Source organism: Arthrobacter sp. YA7-1, from assembly GCF_025960325.1.
Taxonomy (GTDB): domain Bacteria; phylum Actinomycetota; class Actinomycetes; order Actinomycetales; family Micrococcaceae; genus Arthrobacter; species Arthrobacter bambusae_A.
Map to the genome: position 1 here is coordinate 1,580,978 of NZ_CP110114.1, position 17,618 is coordinate 1,598,595.

At 66.5% G+C, this 17,618-nt stretch carries 13 protein-coding genes; 9 read left to right on the plus strand and 4 right to left on the minus strand.

Features of this window, described 5'->3' with window-relative positions; translation table 11 throughout:
- Positions 1 to 20: 20 nt before the first annotated feature.
- The 3 genes from OIT41_RS07420 to OIT41_RS07430 form a co-directional block, all read right to left on the minus strand.
- Entirely contained in the window at positions 21 to 3,953 is a 3,933-nt protein-coding gene (locus OIT41_RS07420; RefSeq protein ID WP_264637690.1) for a Pls/PosA family non-ribosomal peptide synthetase, read from the minus strand.
- Between the two features lie 107 nt (positions 3,954 to 4,060).
- The gene (locus OIT41_RS07425; RefSeq protein ID WP_241708858.1) at positions 4,061 to 5,026 is read right to left on the minus strand and encodes a quinone oxidoreductase family protein; all 966 of its coding nucleotides are present in this window, start codon (positions 5,024 to 5,026) and stop codon (positions 4,061 to 4,063) included.
- A gap of 135 nt (positions 5,027 to 5,161) precedes the next feature.
- Positions 5,162 to 6,250, minus strand: a complete 1,089-nt coding sequence (locus OIT41_RS07430; protein ID WP_078105643.1) for a fatty acid desaturase family protein — start codon at positions 6,248 to 6,250, stop codon at positions 5,162 to 5,164.
- A gap of 200 nt (positions 6,251 to 6,450) precedes the next feature.
- Between OIT41_RS07430 and argC the strand changes: the two genes are divergently transcribed.
- The 9 genes from argC (at position 6,451) to OIT41_RS07475 (ending at position 16,108) form a co-directional block, all read left to right on the plus strand.
- Positions 6,451 to 7,482, plus strand: a complete 1,032-nt coding sequence (gene argC / locus OIT41_RS07435) for an N-acetyl-gamma-glutamyl-phosphate reductase (protein WP_241708859.1) — start codon at positions 6,451 to 6,453, stop codon at positions 7,480 to 7,482.
- Positions 7,479 to 8,645, plus strand: a complete 1,167-nt coding sequence (argJ, locus tag OIT41_RS07440; RefSeq protein ID WP_241708860.1) for a bifunctional glutamate N-acetyltransferase/amino-acid acetyltransferase ArgJ — start codon at positions 7,479 to 7,481, stop codon at positions 8,643 to 8,645. Before argC ends, argJ begins: the two co-directional genes overlap by 4 nt.
- 11 nt (positions 8,646 to 8,656) lie before the next feature.
- Positions 8,657 to 9,616, plus strand: coding sequence for an acetylglutamate kinase (gene argB / locus OIT41_RS07445; protein ID WP_241708861.1), 960 nt, complete (start codon positions 8,657 to 8,659; stop codon positions 9,614 to 9,616).
- A complete protein-coding gene (locus tag OIT41_RS07450; protein WP_241708865.1) occupies positions 9,613 to 10,920 on the plus strand; it encodes an acetylornithine transaminase in 1,308 nt (435 codons plus the stop codon). The genes argB and OIT41_RS07450 overlap by 4 nt, the downstream gene beginning before the upstream one ends.
- Positions 10,917 to 11,915 (plus strand): ornithine carbamoyltransferase, encoded by a 999-nt coding sequence (gene argF, locus OIT41_RS07455; protein WP_241708866.1) that lies wholly within the window; start codon positions 10,917 to 10,919, stop codon positions 11,913 to 11,915. The genes OIT41_RS07450 and argF overlap by 4 nt, the downstream gene beginning before the upstream one ends.
- Positions 11,915 to 12,451: an arginine repressor gene (locus tag OIT41_RS07460; protein WP_241708869.1), complete on the plus strand. Its 537-nt coding sequence runs from the start codon at positions 11,915 to 11,917 to the stop codon at positions 12,449 to 12,451. The genes argF and OIT41_RS07460 overlap by 1 nt, the downstream gene beginning before the upstream one ends.
- 103 nt (positions 12,452 to 12,554) lie before the next feature.
- The gene (locus OIT41_RS07465) at positions 12,555 to 13,760 is read left to right on the plus strand and encodes an argininosuccinate synthase (RefSeq protein ID WP_264637691.1); all 1,206 of its coding nucleotides are present in this window, start codon (positions 12,555 to 12,557) and stop codon (positions 13,758 to 13,760) included.
- Positions 13,761 to 13,765: 5 nt separating this feature from the next.
- A complete protein-coding gene (gene argH, locus OIT41_RS07470) occupies positions 13,766 to 15,193 on the plus strand; it encodes an argininosuccinate lyase (protein WP_264637692.1) in 1,428 nt (475 codons plus the stop codon).
- Between the two features lie 177 nt (positions 15,194 to 15,370).
- Positions 15,371 to 16,108 carry a maleylpyruvate isomerase family mycothiol-dependent enzyme gene (locus tag OIT41_RS07475; protein WP_078105634.1) on the plus strand — a complete coding sequence of 246 codons (738 nt, stop codon included), beginning with the start codon at positions 15,371 to 15,373 and terminating at the stop codon, positions 16,106 to 16,108.
- On the opposite strand, the gene OIT41_RS07480 is transcribed toward OIT41_RS07475, so the two are convergent.
- Complete coding sequence (locus OIT41_RS07480; RefSeq protein ID WP_264637693.1) at positions 16,014 to 17,579, minus strand: AlkA N-terminal domain-containing protein; 1,566 nt, start codon at positions 17,577 to 17,579, stop codon at positions 16,014 to 16,016. The genes OIT41_RS07475 and OIT41_RS07480 overlap by 95 nt on opposite strands.
- Positions 17,580 to 17,618: the final 39 nt, after the last annotated feature.

The following is a 17,618-nucleotide window of genomic DNA, read 5'->3' on the forward strand; positions in this document are numbered from 1 at the left end:
AGCCCCCTTGCCAATCTACGCTACGGCCCGGACCACGGGCTGACGGGGTTGCCCATCCAGTAGGTGCCCGCGGGAACCGTCTCTCCACGCATGACGAGCGACGCCGGTCCCACCGTTCCGCCGGCCCCGATGCTGGCGCGCGGCAGGATCACGCCGTGCGGACCCATCGTGGCGCCGTCACCGAGGACCACGGTGTCGATGCTCATGATGCGGTCATGGAAGAGATGTGTCTGGACCACGCAGCCGCGGTTGACCGTGGAGCTTTCGCCGAGCGTGACGAGGTCGGCTTCGGGCAGCCAGTAGCTCTCGCACCAGGTACCCCGGCCGATTTTCGCGCCGAGCGCCCGGAGCCACCACACCAACGCCGGCGTGCCGGATGCTGAACGCGCAAACCAAGGGGCACTGACCATTTCGATGAAGGTGTCCACCACCTCGTTGCGCCAAATGAACGAGCTCCACAGGGGATGTTCGCCCTCTTTGATGCGCCCGACCAAGACCCACTTCGCGGCCACCGAACTCGCAGCCGCCACGGCACCCGCGGCGAGGATCACGACGCCTCCAAGGACGGCGGCGAGCCAGTAGGAGGTCTCGGTGGCGATCCAGTCGAGGACCAGCATGATGCCGACGGCGATCCCCACCGTCAGCATGACCGGCACCAAGCGGCACAGTTCCCACAGGGCCCGTTTGGCCTTGAGGGCCAACGGCGGGTTGAAGGTGAGGCTCTGATCCGCATTGACGGCAGTCCTGCGCAGCCTGACGGGAGGACTCCCCAGCCAGGAGGTGCCCGATTTGGCCTTGGCCGGCGTGGCGGACAGGACCGCCACGAGTGAGTTCTTGGGAACGCTGCGGCCTGCGGCGGTCATGCCGGAATTGCCCAGGAAGGAGCGTTTGCCGATCTTGGCCGGAGCGATTTTCATCCAGCCGCCGCCGAGCTCGTAGGAGGCCACCATGGTGTCGTCGGCGAGGAACGCGCCTTCGCCGATGGTCGTCATGCCTGGAAGCAGGAGCACCGTGGAAGCTTCCACGTTGCGGCCTACCTTGGCACCCAGCAGGCGCAACCACACCGGGGTGAAGAGGCTGGCGTAGATCGGGAAGAGCAGGTCCCGTGCCATGTCCAGCACACGTTCGGTGGCCCAGACCTGCCAGCCGACGCGGCTGCGGACCCGGTAGTACCCCTCCTTGAGGCCGACGCCGAGCATCCGGGTGGTCGCCAGGATCAAGAGGAGATTGCACAGGAACCAGGCCAAGGCCGCCAAGGGGATGGCAGGCAGGAGTTCCGGGAAGGCGTCCTGCAGGGAACTCCTGCCTTGGATGAATGCCAGGATGACGATCGCAGCGACGAATGCCGAGATGTAGGGGATCAGGGCGAGCAGCGCCGAGGCCGCAGCGAATGCCGCAAACCAGAGCCTGCCGATCAGGTGGTGTGACGAAGGGGTCTCGGGCCAGCCATTCTTGGCTTTGCCGCGGCGCTCGGCGGGGGAGCCGGCAACAAGATGCCCGGCCTTGACCTTGCCCAACACCGCGGAGCCGGGCTCCACGCGCGCACCTGCGCCGATGCTGGTTCCCGGCATGAGGGTGCTGCGGGAGCCGACTGTGGCGCCGGCACCTACGTGGATGGCGCCGATGTGGACGAAGTCGCCGTCGATCCACCAGGCAGAGAGGTCCACTTCGGGTTCGATGTTGGAGCCGCTGCCCAAGGAGAGCAGTCCGGTGACCGGAGGCAGCGAGTGCAAATGGACGTTGTTCCCGATCTTCGCCCCGAGTGCCCTGGCGTAGTAGGGAACCCACGGAGCGCTCGCGAGGCTGATGGCGCCTGAAAGGTCCTGGATCTGTTCTGCCAGCCACAGCTTCAAGTGGACTTTGCCCGAGCGCGGGTACGTTCCGGGACTGACGCCGCGCAAAAGGGTTCGCGCGGCCAGAATCGAGATCCCCATGCGTCCCGGCGGGCTGACGAACACCAGCCACGATGCCAGGATCCACCACCAGGACACCACGGGAGCGGCGGTGAAACCGGCGAAGTCGGCCAGTAAGCGGTTGGCGGCCATGAGGTACGTGAGCCAACGCATGCCCACCAGGATGTTGAGGAAGATTCCCATCAGGGTCTGGAAGATCTGCGATTTCCGGGAGGTGGGGCGGACCGTGCGTTCGGCCGCCGGCCCTTGGATGCCGCCTTCCGGCAGTGACTGCCGCGCGGCGTCGATCAAGGCGCCTACGCGAGGAGTTGCATAGATTTCGGCCACCGTGATGGTGGGGTACCGCACGCGCAGCGCCGAGACGAGTTGGGCTGCGGCGAGGGAGCCGCCGCCGTAGGCGAAGAAATCGGCGTCGAGCGAGGTGACGCTGGAGCCGAGGACGCTTTCCCACTGTTCAACCACCCATTGGGCGTCCTCGGGGAGGTTGAGTGGTGCTTTGTCGGCATCCGCGGCGCCCGCGCCGGCCAGTGGCCAGGGAAGCGAATGCCGGTCCACTTTGCCGCTGGTCTTGGTCGGAAGCGAATCGACGACCGTCAGCAGCGGGATCAGCGCGGCGGGAAGGCTTTCCGTGAGCAATTCGCGGGACGCTGCGAGGTCGATGTCCCCTGGTCCGGCCGGAGCCAGGTAGCCGACCAGTATCTGGTTCCCCGCCGCCGTCGTGCGGACCGCAGCCGCGGCGCCGGCGACTCCCGGGAGGGCCTGCAGGGCGGCGTCAATCTCACCGAGTTCGATGCGCCGGCCGCCAAGCTTGACCTGTTCATCCGCGCGGCCCTGGAAAATGAGGCCGGCTTCCTCGTAGCGGACGAGGTCGCCGGAGCGGTATGCGCGTTCCCACCCGAGGGACGGCATGGGGGCGTACTTTTCGGCGTCCTTGGCCGGGTCGAGGTAGCGGGCCAGTCCGACGCCGCCAATGATCAGTTCGCCTGTCTCGCCTTCCGCGACGGGAATACCGGCAGCATCGACGACGGCGAGGTCCCAGCCGTCCAGCGGCAGTCCAATCCGCACCGGGCCATCCCCGCCTAGGGGAGCCGCGCAGGCCACGACGGTTGCTTCGGTGGGGCCATAGGTGTTCCACACTTCGCGGCCGTCAACGGCGAGACGCTCGGCGAGTTCCGGAGGGCAGGCTTCGCCACCGAAAATGAGCAGGCGCACGTTTTCGAGGGCTTCCGCGGGCCACAGGGCCGCGAGTGTGGGAACGGTGGAAACCACCGTGATGCCGTGGTTGATGAGCCACGGGCCAAGGTCCACGCCGGAACGCACCAAGGCGCGCGGGGCCGGGACAAGGCAGGCGCCGTGCCGCCACGCCAGCCACATTTCTTCGCAGGAAGCGTCGAAGGCCACGGAAAGGCCGGCGAGGACCCGGTCCTGCGGTCCGATCGGATCCTGCTGGAGGAAGAGCCGGGCTTCGGCGTCGACAAAGGCGGCGGATGAACGGTGTCGCACTGCCACACCCTTCGGCGTGCCGGTGGACCCCGAGGTGAAGATGACCCAGGAATCGTCGTCCAGCCCGGGTGCGCGCGGAGTCGGGTGCGGTGTGGGGCGGTCCGCGGACACATCGATCCTGCCGCCCTTGGTGACGACGGCAGACACTTTGGCTTCTCCGAAAACCAGCCGTGCCCGTTCCTCGGGATCGTCCGCGTCCACGGGCACATAGGCGGCCGCAATCGAGAGGATCGCCAGGATGGCAATGTAGAGATCGTTGGATCCGGAGGGAACCCGGACGCCGATCTTGTCCCCGGGGCCCAGACCGGCTGCGTTGAGCGTTGCAGCAAAACCGTGTACCTGTGCCATGAGTTCTGAATAACTCAGCGACTTCTGCCCGTCGTCGAGGGCAGAAGCCTCCGGAAATGCCAGGGCCGTGTCGTGGAGGATCTCCACGAGCGTGCGCGCGGGCGGGGCGGCTGCTGAACCTTGCAGCTGGGGCAGATGCACCGCTTGGAGTTCCAGGCTGTCCGCCGGGATTTCATGTTCCTGGGTCACGTTCGAAGCTTCTCGGATTGAAGTGAACAAAAAGTGTCAGCGGCCGCGTGACCGTTGCCATGGCCTAGCCCAATGCTAAGTGAAAAGCCAACGTGCTGTTTATTCGATTATGGGAGCAACAGTAGCTTGCCGGTGGTGTTGCGGCCCTCCAGGTCGCGATGGGCCTGGGCTGCGTCGGCGAGCGGGTATGTTCCGCCAATCCGGACTTTGAGCGCGCCGCTGGCGGCAGCGCCGAAGACTTCAGCCGAGCGCCAGCGCCGCTCCTGCGGGTTCTGGAGGAAATGGCCAAGGGTGGGGCGCGTCAGGGACAGCGATCCGCCCGCGTTCAGCCGCTGGGGATCGAAGGGTGGCACAGGCCCGGAAGCCGCCCCGAACAGGACGAGCGCGCCGCGGACGCGCAAGCTCGCGAGGGAACCGTCAAAAGTATCCTTGCCGACGCCGTCGTACACCACGTTCACGCCCGTGCCATCGGTGAGCTCGCGGACCTTGTCCGCAAATCCGGTGTAGCGCAGGACTTCGTCCGCGCCGGCTTCCCGGGCAAGGGCTTCCTTCTCGTCCGAGGAGACCGTGGTGATGACGCGTGCGCCCCGGGCCTTGAGCAACTGCGTCAGGATGAGTCCCACGCCGCCGGCGCCGGCATGCGTCAGGACGGTCTGGCCCGGTTCCACGCGGAAGGAAGAGTTGATCAGGTAGTGCGCGGTCATTCCCTGCAGCGGCAGTGCTGCCGCTGTGTGGTCGTCGACGCCGTCCGGCACGGGAAGCGCTTTGTCGGCGTCTACGAGGGTGTACCCCGCGTAGCTGCGGGATCCTTCAGCCGTAGCGACCCTGTCTCCGACGGCGAAGTCCTCGACGTCGGGGCCGATGGCCTCCACGGTGCCTGCAGACTCGGAGCCGGGGGTGAACGGATACTCGACCTTGTAGGTGCCGCTGCGCTGATACGTGTCAATGAAGTTCACTCCGGCGGCTGCAACTTTGACGAGGAGCTGTCGCGGGCCAGGAACCGGAACCTCTGCTTCGGTGAGTTCGAGGACTTCAGGTCCTCCCGCTTGCCGGGCAATGATCGCTTGCGTCATGGGTCTCCTTCTCCGTCGAGGCACTTTCGTGCCCGCATTCACACAACCATCCTAGGGAGCGGAGTCCGTCGAGTGTCCAGTCAGCTGCTGGGGGCCGTGGTTCGCCGTAACGTGGCCCGTGGCCTTCCGGGCGCGTCAGCCCCTGCCGTGCGCGGATGCGACGGGGCAGTCAAAGCCGCGGCCTGCGGCGAGTCCTACCTCGTTGAGGTACCGAACGACGATGCCGTACGACTGCATCAACGTGGTTTCCGTATAAGGAATGGAATGCTTTTCGCAGTAGCTCCGAACGATCTCCGAAGCGCGGCGCAAGTGCGGGCGGGCCATGTCCGGGAACAAGTGGTGCTCCGCCTGGTGGTTGAGGCCGCCCAGGAGGATGTTCATGAACGGGCCGCCGGAGATGTTCCTGGCGGTCAGAATCTGGCGGCGAAGGAAATCGACCCGCGAGTCTGCCGGGAGGACCGGCATGCCCTTGTGGTTCGGGGCGAAGGAAGCACCCATGTAGAAGCCGAACACCATGATCTGGACGCCCAGGAAGGCAAATGCCATGCCAAGCGGAAGGAACGTGAAGGCGAGGACCGGCAGCGCGAGAAGCCGTGCCAGGAGGATGGGGGTTTCCACCCAGCGGTGCTTGATGGCTCCGGGCCGGAAGATGTACATCAAGGACTCCCACTGCAGGCTGATGCCCAGCAGCAAGAGGAGCGGGAAGAAGAACCAGCCTTGCCTGCGGGTGAGGAACGCGAAGCGTCCCTGCCTGCCGGCAGCGGCTTCAACATGGAATGCCAGGGCTCCGGTTTTGATGTCCGGGTCCTTCGAAATCACGTTCGGGCTGTTGTGGTGCGCGCCGTGCTTCTGTTCCCACCAGGCGTAGCTGATGCCGGCAACCGAAGTGGCCAGGATGCGGGCGGACCAGTCATTGGCCCTGCGGGACGCGAAAATCTGGCGGTGGCCGGCCTCGTGGGCAAGGAAGCTCAACTGGGTGCAAAGGATGCCCAGGGCCGCGGCGATGAGGAGCTGGTACCAGCTGGGCCCAATCAGCGCGAAGCCGAACCAGGTGCCGGTCAGCAAGAGGACCAGGGAAGCGAAAACGCTGATGTAAAAACCGACGCGGCGCTTCAAAAGCCCTTCCGCGCGGACCGTCTTGAGCAGTTCGGAATAGCTAAGAACGACGGCGTTGGGTGGCCGGACGCCCTTATGAGGACGTTCCGTGGTGGAGGTCTGTGACATATGCAGTTGCCCCGTAATACATAACGGGCAACGCTGCAACCGACGATCGGCTGCACGGTCTAGATCACCCTCTATTCAGCATACGCTCCCAAAGGGGTTGTGCCGAGACGGGCTGCTTCCGGGAGTGGCTCGAAGAAGCTCCGGAAAAGGGCGTGCATAAATATCGGCAACCATGAATAGTTTTGCTGTATAGTCGTGCCATGACTATTTCTGTTGCCGTCTCCGGTGCCAGCGGCTATGCCGGGGGAGAGGTGCTGCGCCTTCTGGCAGGCCACCCCGACGTCACCATCGGTGCCATCACTGCGCACAGCAACGCCGGTTCCAGACTAGGGGAGTTGCAGCCGCATCTCCACGGTTTGGCCAGCCGGATTCTCGAAGACACCAGCGTGGAAAACCTCGCCGGTCACGACGTCGTGTTCCTGGCGCTCCCGCACGGAGCCTCGGCTGAGATCGCAGCGCAGCTGCCGGAAGGCACGCTGGTGATCGACGCCGGCGCGGACCACCGGCTCGAAGACCCCGCAGCCTGGGAAAGGTTCTATGGCTCCGCCCATGCGGGGACCTGGCCGTACGGGCTGCCGGAACTTCCCGGCCAGCGCGACGCCTTGAAGGGAGCGAAGCGGATTGCCGTTCCCGGCTGCTACCCGACGTCGGCCCTCCTCGCCCTCACGCCCGGCTTCGCCAACAAGCTTCTCCAGCCGGACGACGTCGTGATAGTTTCCGCCTCCGGTACCTCGGGCGCGGGCAAGGCGGCCAAGGTCAACCTCATCGGTTCCGAAGTCATGGGGTCCATGAGTCCCTATGGCGTGGGCGGCGGCCACCGCCACACCCCGGAGATCGAACAGGGACTTTCCAACGCCGCGGGTGAACCGGTCACCGTGTCCTTCACTCCCACCCTCGCGCCCATGAGCCGGGGCATCCTGAGCACGGCAACAGCCAAGGTCAAGCCCGGCGTCACCGCTGCGGAACTCCGCAGTGCCTGGGCTGAAGCGTACGACGACGAACCGTTCGTCCACCTGTTGCCCGAGGGCCAGTGGCCCACCACCAAATCGGTGCAGGGTTCCAACCACGCCGTCATGCAGTTGGCCTTCGACGAGCATTCCGGCCGTGTGGTTGTCACGTGCGTCATCGACAACCTGACCAAAGGGACCGCAGGCGGCGCCGTGCAGTCCATGAATATTGCCCTCGGCCTGGACGAATCCGCCGGCCTCAATGTCCAAGGAGTTGCCCCGTGACCATCACCGCCCCCCAGGGATTCCGGGCCGCAGGCGTCAAAGCCGGCATCAAGGCCTCGGGCAACCCGGACCTCGCCCTCGTCGTCAACGACGGTCCCCTGAAAGCCGCAGCAGCCGTTTTCACGTCCAACCGCGTTGCCGCGGCGCCGGTGCACTGGTCGCGCCAGGTTCTCTCCGACGGGCGCGTCGACGCAGTGGTGCTGAATTCCGGCGGCGCCAACGCCTGCACCGGTCCCCAGGGTTTCCAAAATACGCACGCAACCGCAGAGAAAGTGGCAGCCGTGCTCGGGATCTCCGCCTCCGACGTCGTGGTTTGCTCCACCGGACTCATCGGCGAGCAATTGCCCATGGACAAGATCATCCCTGGCATCGACGCCGCGTTCGCCGAACTTTCCGAGAACGGCGGTTCCGCTGCCGCCACGGCGATCATGACGACGGACAGCGTGGCGAAGGAAGCAGTCTTCACCGGAACCGATGCCGAGGGCAACACGTTCACGGTCGGGGGCATCGCGAAGGGCGCCGGCATGCTGGCGCCGGGCCTGGCAACCATGCTCGTGGTGCTCACCACCGATGCCCAGGTCCCGGCGGAAGAGCTCGACGTGGTGCTCCGCGACGCGACGCGCGTCACCTTCGACCGCACGGACTCCGACGGCTGCATGTCCACCAACGACACCGTGGTCCTGCTGGCCTCCGGGGCCTCCGAGGCCATGCCGTCCGCCGAGCAGCTCGGTGCCGGGGTCACCCACGTGTGCGCCGAGCTTGCCCGCAAGCTGATCGGTGACGCCGAAGGTGCCAGCCACGACATCGCCATCCGCACGTTCAACGCGGCGAGCGAGCGCGACGCCGAAATCGTCAGCCGTTCGGTGGCCCGCTCCAACCTCTTCAAGACTGCCATCTTCGGCAAGGACCCCAACTGGGGCCGCGTCCTGTCCTCGGTGGGCACCACCGACGCCGTCTTCGAACCGGACCGGCTCAACGTCTCCATGAACGGTATCCAGATCTGCCGCAACGGCAGCATCGGCGACGACCGCAACCTCGTAGACCTCGAACCCCGCGAGGTGCTCGTGGAAATCGACCTGCAGGCCGGCGACGCCGAGGCCACCATCTGGACCAACGACCTCACGCACGAGTACGTGCACGAGAACAGCGCCTACTCGAGCTAGACGGGATGACCATGACTGCGCACACCCGGGAAAACACATCCATCGGCGCCGATTCGGCAAAAACTGCCCAGGACAAGGCAGCGACCCTGATCGAGGCGCTGCCGTGGATCCAGCGGTTCGCCGGCACCACCATGGTGATCAAGTACGGCGGCAACGCCATGGTCAACGAGGAACTCCGCCGCGCCTTCGCCGAGGACATCGTCTTCCTGCACCACGTGGGTATCCACCCCGTCGTCGTGCACGGGGGTGGCCCGCAGATCAACTCGATGCTCGGCCGGCTGGGCATCGAATCCGAATTCAAGGGCGGCCTGCGCGTCACCACTCCCGAGGCCATGGACGTTGTCCGCATGGTGCTTACCGGACAAGTGGGCCGCGAACTCGTGGGCCTCATCAACTCCCACGGACCCTATGCCGTGGGCATGTCCGGTGAAGACGGCGGACTCCTGCGTGCCGTGCGCACCGGCACCGTAGTGGACGGCGAGGAAGTGGACCTCGGGTTGGTGGGCGAAGTGGTGGGTGTTGATCCCACGGGTATCGAGGACATCCTCGCAGCCGGCCGCATCCCCGTGATTTCCACGGTCGCACCCGAGATCATCGACGAGGGCGACGGGACGGGCTCCACAACGGGGCAGGTCCTCAACGTCAACGCGGACACGGCCGCAGCGGCGGTCGCCTCGGCACTGGGCGCATCCAAGCTCGTCATCCTGACCGACGTCGAGGGCCTCTACGCCAACTGGCCGGACAAGTCCTCGCTTATCTCCTCGCTGACGGCGACGGAGTTGCGCGAGATGTTGCCGCGCCTCGAGTCCGGCATGATCCCGAAAATGACGGCCTGCCTGAAGGCCATTGATGAAGGAGTGGAACGCGCGCACATCGTGGATGGCCGCCTGCCGCACTCCATGCTCCTGGAAACCTTTACGACCGCGGGCATCGGAACCCAGGTTGTCCCCGACGAGGAAGTGAACTCATGAACGAAACCGTTGGTTTGAGCCCGACCGCCGTTACTGCGGAACCCGCCGCAACCACGCTTGTTTCCCAGAGCACCGGAAGCGACTGGCTGGCCCGTTACGCTTCCTCGCTCATGGGCGTCTTCGGCACCCCGCAGCGGGTCCTGGTCCGGGGTGCGGGTGCCCTCGTGTGGGACGCCGACGGCAAGGAATACCTGGACCTCCTCGGCGGGATTGCGGTGAACGCCCTGGGCCACGCCCACCCGTTCGTCACCTCCGTCATCTCCAGCCAGCTGGCCACCCTGGGCCACGTCTCCAATTTCTTCACGAGCCCCACGCAGATCGCGCTCGCGGAGAAGCTCCTCGCCATCACCAAAGCTCCTGCCGGCTCCAAGGTGTTCTTCGCCAACTCCGGTACCGAAGCCAACGAGGCCGCGTTCAAGCTGGCGCGGCGCAACAGCTCTGGCACGCGCACCAAGATCATCGCCCTGGAAGGTGCTTTCCACGGCCGCACCATGGGTGCGCTGGCCTTGACCGCCAAGGAAGCGTACCGGGCGCCGTTCGAGCCGCTGCCGGGTGGAGTCGTCCACATCCCGTTCGGCGACATCGAGGCGCTCCGTGCCGCCGTCGACGAAACCACTGCCGCGGTGTTCCTGGAGCCCATCCAGGGCGAAGCCGGCGTCCGCCCGCTCAGCGTCGAGTACCTGCAGGCGGCCCGCGAGATGACGAGCAAAGCAGGCGCGCTGCTCATCCTGGACGAAGTCCAGACCGGCGTCGGCCGAACGGGCAAATGGCTGGCCAGCGAAGACGCCGGAATCGTCCCCGACGCCGTGACGCTCGCCAAGGGCCTGGGCGGTGGCTTCCCGGTCGGCGCGCTCATCACCTTCGGGGAGCCGACGTCGTCGCTCCTGACCGCGGGCCAGCACGGCACCACCTTCGGCGGGAACCCGGTGGCCACAGCCGCCGCCCTCGCCACCCTGCATGCGATCGAAAGCCAGGGCGTACTGGAAAATGTGCTCAGCGTCGGCGCGCGGTTGCGGGCCGGACTGTCCGACGTCGACGCCGTCACCGAAGTGCGGGGCGAAGGCCTCCTGATCGGTTTCGACCTCGACTCCGACATTGCGCCCGCCATGGTGACTGCTGCCCTCGACGCGGGCTTCATCATCAACAGTCCCGGCCCGCGCACCATCCGGCTGGCTCCGCCGCTCATCCTGACCGCCGAGCAAGCCGACCGCTTCCTCGACGCGCTGCCAGGCATCATCCAGGCCGCAGCCGAAACCGCTGCACCCCTGAACGCTGCACCACTGACCGCTAAGGACGCACAGTGAACGCCACCCGTCATTTCCTCAAGGACACGGACCTTACTCCGGCCGAGCAAGCCGAGGTGCTCGAGCTCGCAGTCCGGATGAAGGCCGCCCCGTACAGCATCCAACCGTTCGCGGCTGCCGGCAACGGGCGCAAGACCGTCGCCGTGATCTTCGACAAGACCTCCACCCGTACCCGAGTGTCCTTCGCCACCGGCGTCGCCGACATGGGCGGCAACGCGCTCATCATCAATCCGGGCGAGGCGCAGATCGGCCACAAGGAATCCGTGGAGGACACCGCCAAGGTCCTCGAACGCATGGTCTCCACCATCGTGTGGCGGACCTCGGCGCACTCCGGCCTCGTAGCCATGGCCGAAAACTCCAAAGTTCCCGTCATCAACGCCCTCTGCGATGACTACCACCCCTGCCAGTTGCTGGCAGACCTCCTGGCAGTCAAGGAGCACAAGGGCGAACTCAAGGGCCTCACCATGGCCTACCTGGGCGACGCCGCGAACAACATGGCCAACTCCTATCTGCTGGCAGGCGTCACGGCGGGCATGCACGTCAGGATCTCGGGTCCGGAAGGCTACCTGCCGGCCGCCGACATCGTGGCGGCGGCCGAGGAGCGCGCCGCCGAGACCGGCGGTTCCGTGCTCATCACCACTGACGCCGCGGAAGCCCTCGACGGCGCCGACGTCGTCGCTACGGACACCTGGGTGTCCATGGGGCAGGAAGCCGAGAAGGAAGCGCGGATGGAGCTCTTCCGCGGGTATTCCGTGGACGAGGCCGCCATGGCACACGCCGCACCGGACGCCGTCGTGCTCCACTGCCTGCCCGCCTACCGCGGCTACGAAATCTCCGCGGGTGTCATCGATGGACCCCAGTCGATCGTCTGGGACGAGGCCGAGAACCGCTTGCACGCCCAGAAAGCGCTCATGGCCTGGCTCATGCACCGCTCGGGACTCGCGTTCGTCGACGGGCTTTCCCCCGTTGAGGGCACCGGAGAGAGCACGTTCTAGTGTCCACCCATCCTGCGTCGCAAGGCGCCAGCCCCGCCACCAAGACCGCCCGCCAGGCGCGGATCACCGCGATCCTGACCGGTCAGTCGGTGCGCTCGCAGGCCGAACTCGCGGCTTTGCTGGCCGACGACGGCGTGCAGGTCACCCAGGCGACCCTCTCCAGGGACCTGGTTGAACTGGGGGCGGTGCGTGTGCGCGGCAAGGACGGTGCACTGGTCTATGCGGTGCCCGGCGAGGGCGGCGACCGCAATGCAAAAAGCGGCGTCACCCAGGAAATCCTGGACGCCCGCTTGTCGCGCCTCTGCGGCGAGCTGCTGGTCACTGCCGAGGCCTCGGGCAATATCGTGGTGCTGCGGACACCGCCGGGTGCCGCCAACTTCCTCGCCCTGGCCATCGACCACTCGGTAATGCCGTCTGTATTGGGTACGATCGCAGGCGACGACACCTTGCTTTTGGTTGCCAGGGATCCCGACGGCGGCGCCGAACTGGCAACGCGCTTCCTCCAGCTGGCCCAGGAAGCCGGACCGGGGAACTAGCCGAGACCGGCAACTGAGCCCTTCTGACCTGTTCCATCCGGGCCTTCGGCCCGATCCAAGCATTTGACTCAAAAGAACCAAGCAACAACAAAGGAGCACTCTCGTGACTGAGCGCATTGTTCTGGCCTACTCCGGTGGCCTTGATACTTCCGTAGCCATCGGCTGGATCGGTGAAGCCACCGGTGCCGAGGTCATCGCCGTGGCCGTCGACGTCGGACAGGGCGGCGAGTCGCTGGAGACCATCCGCCAGCGCGCCCTCGGCTGCGGCGCCGTCGAGGCCTACGTGGCCGACGCCCGCGACGAATTCGCCAACGAATACGCCATGCCCACGCTGAAGGCCAACGCCCTCTACCAGGGCCACTACCCGCTGGTTTCGGCGATCTCACGCCCCGTGATCGTCAAGCACCTCGTCAAGGCCGCCCGCGAATTCGGTGCCACCACCGTTGCGCACGGCTGCACCGGCAAGGGTAACGACCAGGTCCGCTTCGAGGTCGGCATCCAGACCCTGGGCCCGGACTTGAAGTGCATCGCACCCGTCCGCGACCTCGCCCTGACCCGCGACAAGGCCATCGCCTTCGCCGAGGAAAAGGGACTGCCGATCGAGACCACCAAGAAGAACCCGTACTCGATCGACCAGAACGTCTGGGGACGCGCCGTCGAAACCGGCTACCTCGAGGACATCTGGAACGCCCCCACCAAGGACATCTACGACTACACGGCCACCCCGGAATTCCCGCCGGCGCCGGACGAAGTCACCATCACCTTCGAAGCCGGCGTCCCGGTGGCCGTCGACGGCGTCAAGCGCACTCCGCTCCAGGTCATCCAGGAACTGAACCGCCGCGCCGGCGCCCAGGGCGTTGGCCGCATCGACGTCGTCGAGGACCGCCTGGTGGGTATCAAGTCCCGCGAAATCTACGAGGCGCCCGGCGCGATGGCCCTCATCACCGCCCACAAGCACCTCGAGGACGTCACCATCGAGCGCGAGCAGGCCCGCTTCAAGGCCACCGTCGGCCAGCGCTGGTCCGAGCTGGTCTACGATGGCCAGTGGTTCTCCCCGCTCAAGCGCTCCTTGGACGCCTTCATCGAGGACACCCAGAAATACGTCTCGGGCGACATCCGCATGGTCCTGCACGGCGGCCAGGCCATCGTCAACGGCCGCCGTTCCGACACCTCGCTCTATGACTTCGACCTCGCCACCTACGACACCGGCGACACCTTCGACCAGTCGCAGGCCAAGGGCTTCATCGAGCTCTGGGGAATGTCCTCCAAGGTCGCCGCAGGCCGCGACCTGCGGGTTTCGGGAAAGTAGCCCCTGTGGCTGAACAAAAATCGGAAGCGACAAACACTGGCGCACTGTGGGGCGGCCGGTTCGCCGGCGGCCCTGCAGATGCGCTTGCCGCGCTGAGCAAGTCCACGCACTTCGACTGGCGGCTGGCCCGCTACGACATCGCCGGCTCCAAGGCCCACGCGCGCGTGCTGCACAAGGCCGGTCTGCTCGACGACGGCGAACTCGAAGGCATGCTCGCGGCGCTCACCCTGCTGGATGACGACGTCGCGAGCGGCGCCTACCAGCCTGCCGAGAGCGACGAGGACGTGCACGGTTCCCTCGAACGCGGGCTCATTGAGCGCGCGGGAACCCACTTGGGCGGCAAGCTCCGGGCCGGGCGTTCGCGCAACGACCAGGTGGCCACGCTGGGCCGCATGTTCCTGCGCGACCACGCCCGCATCATCGCCCGCGGTGTGCTCGCCACGATCGACGCCCTCGTGGAGCAGGCCAAGGCCCACCAGGGCGTTGCCATGCCTGGCCGGACGCACTTGCAGCATGCCCAGCCTGTCCTGCTGAGCCATCACCTGCTAGCCCATGCCTGGGCGCTGCTGCGCGATGTGCAGCGGTTCCAGGACTGGGACAAGCGCGCCGGTGTATCGCCGTATGGTTCCGGAGCCTTGGCGGGTTCCTCGCTCGGCCTGGATCCCGAGTCCGTCGCTGCGGACCTCGGATTCTTCTCGGCGGTGCACAACTCGATCGACGGCACTGCCTCGCGCGATGTCTTCGCCGAGTTCGCATGGATCTGCTCGATGATCGGCGTGGACCTGTCGCGGGTTTCCGAGGAGGTCATCCTGTGGGCCACCAAGGAGTTCTCCTTCGTGACGCTCCATGATTCGTACTCCACGGGGTCCTCGATCATGCCGCAGAAGAAGAACCCGGATGTCGCCGAGCTCGCCCGCGGCAAGGCAGGGCGCCTCATCGGCAACCTGACCGGGCTGTTGGCGACGCTCAAGGGCCTCCCGCTCGCGTACAACCGCGACCTGCAGGAGGACAAGGAACCGGTTTTCGACGCGGCGGATACCTTGGAAGTGCTGCTCCCGGCTGTTTCCGGCATGATCGCTACGCTCACCTTCAACACCGAGCGCATGGCATCCTTGGCCCCGCAGGGCTTCGCACTTGCCACGGACATCGCAGAGTGGCTCGTCCGCCAGGGCGTCCCGTTCCGGGAGGCACACGAGCTCTCCGGTGCCGCGGTGAAGCTGGCCGAAGGGCGCAGCGTCGAGCTGTGGGACCTGACGGACGAGGAGTACGCGGGCATTTCGGCGCACTTGACTCCCGAGGTTCGCACAGTGCTCAGCACCGAAGGTTCGCTCAACAGCCGCAACTCCCAGGGCGGAACGGCCCCGGCCGCCGTCGAGCGCCAACTGCTTGCCCTCGAAGCGGAACTCGCAGCGGTACGCGGCTACGCCGGGTAACAACAATGGGCCCACGCCCGCAGGGTTCCCTGGCCGAGCTTGCGAGGCTAGGGGGCGGGTGGGGATTCGCGGCAGTGTTTTTCGCAAACGGTTTTTCGCAAACGCTGCCGCGAAATGCCCGCCGGTGTCAGTTAATCGTCGTTAACAGCGGTTAACTCTGTCGGATACTATGGCGCTATGACCGAGATCACTACCTCAGCGCTTCTTGCCGAGCTCCACAAAGCAGCCGGCACTGTCACCGACGTTGTCGCTAAACTCGACGACGCCGATGTCGCAGCTCCCTCCGAGTTGCCCGGGTGGACCCGCGGCCACGTGCTGGCTCACATCGCCGGCATCTCGAATGCCATGGCCAGGCAGCTGGAATACGCCGCGCGCGGCGAGACCATCGACATCTACGACGGCGGCTACGAGGGCCGTACGAAGGCCATTGAGCTGGCGGCGAGTCACAGCCTCGCCAAACACCGCGACGCCACCGAAGCCGCCCTTGCCCGGGCCCTGAGGGCCTTCGACGGACTCGTGGAGTCCGGCTGGAACACCCGGATCAGCTTCCGGAACGGAACCGTGCTCGACGGCGGCCTGGCGCTTTGGCGCGAACTCGTCATCCATGTCACGGACCTGGGGATCGGCCGCGGCCCGGAAGCCTGGAGCCGGCAATTCTGCGAGCACCTCTTTGATTTCCTCTCCGCCCGTGTTCCGGCCGACCAGAAGTTCGTTCTTCAGCCCCTTGGCCTCCCGCAACTGGTCATCGGCTCGGGGCGGCAGTCCGTCGCCATCAACGGCATGATCACGGATATCGCCGCCTGGCTCGCCGGGCGCACACCTACCCTGGGGAGCCTGCGGGCCTCTGCTGACGCGGACGGTGTTGACTTGCCTGAGCTTCTACCGTGGCCATCGAGCGTTCCCGCGGCGCACTAGCGCCTCCGCGTTTGCTTGCGGCTGCCCGCCACAGATGCATCGTGGCGTAAGAACGCCACGGGCTCACGTTGCGGAAATCGGCAGGCAGGTCTTCCGCTGCCGCGAGGTTCTTGAGGCCGTTCCGGACCGCTGCATCGTTCGCCAGGAAGACGTCCGGGTCGCCGATGACCCGCATCGCCACGTATCCCACGGTCCATGGTCCGACGCCGGGCAGCGGCAACAGTTTGTCCGCGAGCGTTTGGGGGTCGTCGCCGTAGTCGAAGTCGAGGTCCCCGCTTGCCATGGCTGCTGCCGCGGCCAGCACGGAATCGATGCGCCGCTGCGGACCCCTCAGCAGTTCCCGGCCCGAGGTGGCGATCTCCGCGGCCGTGGGAAACAGGCGGTCCAGGCCCAGTGCTTGTCCTGCGTGCCCTTCGGGCAGGCGGGTTCCGGCGTCGGAAAGGTGGCTCAAAGCGGTCCGGGCGGCGGCCACGGTGATTTGCTGGCCGATCATCGCGCGGATCAACAGTTCCCGGGGGTCCACGGCCCCCGGGACCCTGATCCCCGGAGTATCGCGGGTTGAGGGGCCGAGCCGGGCATCGGAAGCCAACGCCTCGTCCACGGCGACGGGATCGGCGTCGAGATCGAACAATCGCCGCACCCGGCTCAACAGCACGGGAAGGTCGTGGAGATCCAGGGTGCTGACGGCGAGGGTCAGCGCGCCGCCGCGCGCCCCGCCGTCGTACTCCACGGTGAACACGGCGTTGCCGCGGGGCAAGCGGAGGGTCCGCGTGTAACTTGCGGGACCCGCCAGCTCGACACCGGGAACCGCGCGGGCCGCGAGGAAATCGAAAATCCCCGTATCGAACGGCTCCCGGTAGGGGAGGTTCAGGGTCAGGGACGTCGCCTCGCCAGGCTTGCCGTGATGGCCCGGGGGATTCGCGGTGGCCCGGAGCGCGGTGGGAGTCAGGGCGAAGACTTCGTTGATGGTGTCGTTGAACTGGCGGACACTGTTGAAACCGGCGGCGAACGCCACGTCCGAGAGTTTCATCGAGGTGGAGACCAGGAGCGTCCTGGCGGTCTGGGCCCGGCTGGCCCGCGCCAAGGACAGCGGCCCGGCGCCGAGTTCATGGCTGAGGATCCTGTTGAGCTGGCGGGAGGAGTAGCCCAGCCTGGTGGCGAGCCCTTCGACGCCCACCCGGGAGATCGCGCCGTCGTTGATGAGCCGCATGGCCCTGCCCGCGACGTCGGAGCGCAGGTTCCACGCGGGAGTGCCGGGGACCGCCTCCGGAAGGCAGCGCTTGCACGCCCTGTACCCGGCTTCGTGGGCCGCGGCCGAGGTTTCGTAGAACGTCACGTTTTCCGCCTTGGGCGTCCGTGCCGGGCACGACGGCCGGCAGTAGATGCCCGTCGAGCGCACAGCGGTGAAGAACTGGCCGTCGAACCGGGGGTCCCGCGCATCGATCGCACAGTAGCGTTGCCAAAAGTCCATGACTTCATCCTGTCAGCTTCCCCGGGCCCTTCCTAGCGG

Coding starts and splice junctions, on each gene's coding strand:
- OIT41_RS07425 (WP_241708858.1), bottom strand. CDS start 5,026: ATGACGCAAGCGATCATTGCCCGGCAAGCGGGAGGACCTGAAGTCCTC.
- OIT41_RS07475 (WP_078105634.1), top strand. CDS start 15,371: ATGACCGAGATCACTACCTCAGCGCTTCTTGCCGAGCTCCACAAAGCA.
- argB (WP_241708861.1), top strand. CDS start 8,657: ATGACTGCGCACACCCGGGAAAACACATCCATCGGCGCCGATTCGGCA.
- OIT41_RS07430 (WP_078105643.1), bottom strand. CDS start 6,250: ATGTCACAGACCTCCACCACGGAACGTCCTCATAAGGGCGTCCGGCCA.
- OIT41_RS07480 (WP_264637693.1), bottom strand. CDS start 17,579: ATGGACTTTTGGCAACGCTACTGTGCGATCGATGCGCGGGACCCCCGG.
- OIT41_RS07450 (WP_241708865.1), top strand. CDS start 9,613: ATGAACGAAACCGTTGGTTTGAGCCCGACCGCCGTTACTGCGGAACCC.
- argC (WP_241708859.1), top strand. CDS start 6,451: ATGACTATTTCTGTTGCCGTCTCCGGTGCCAGCGGCTATGCCGGGGGA.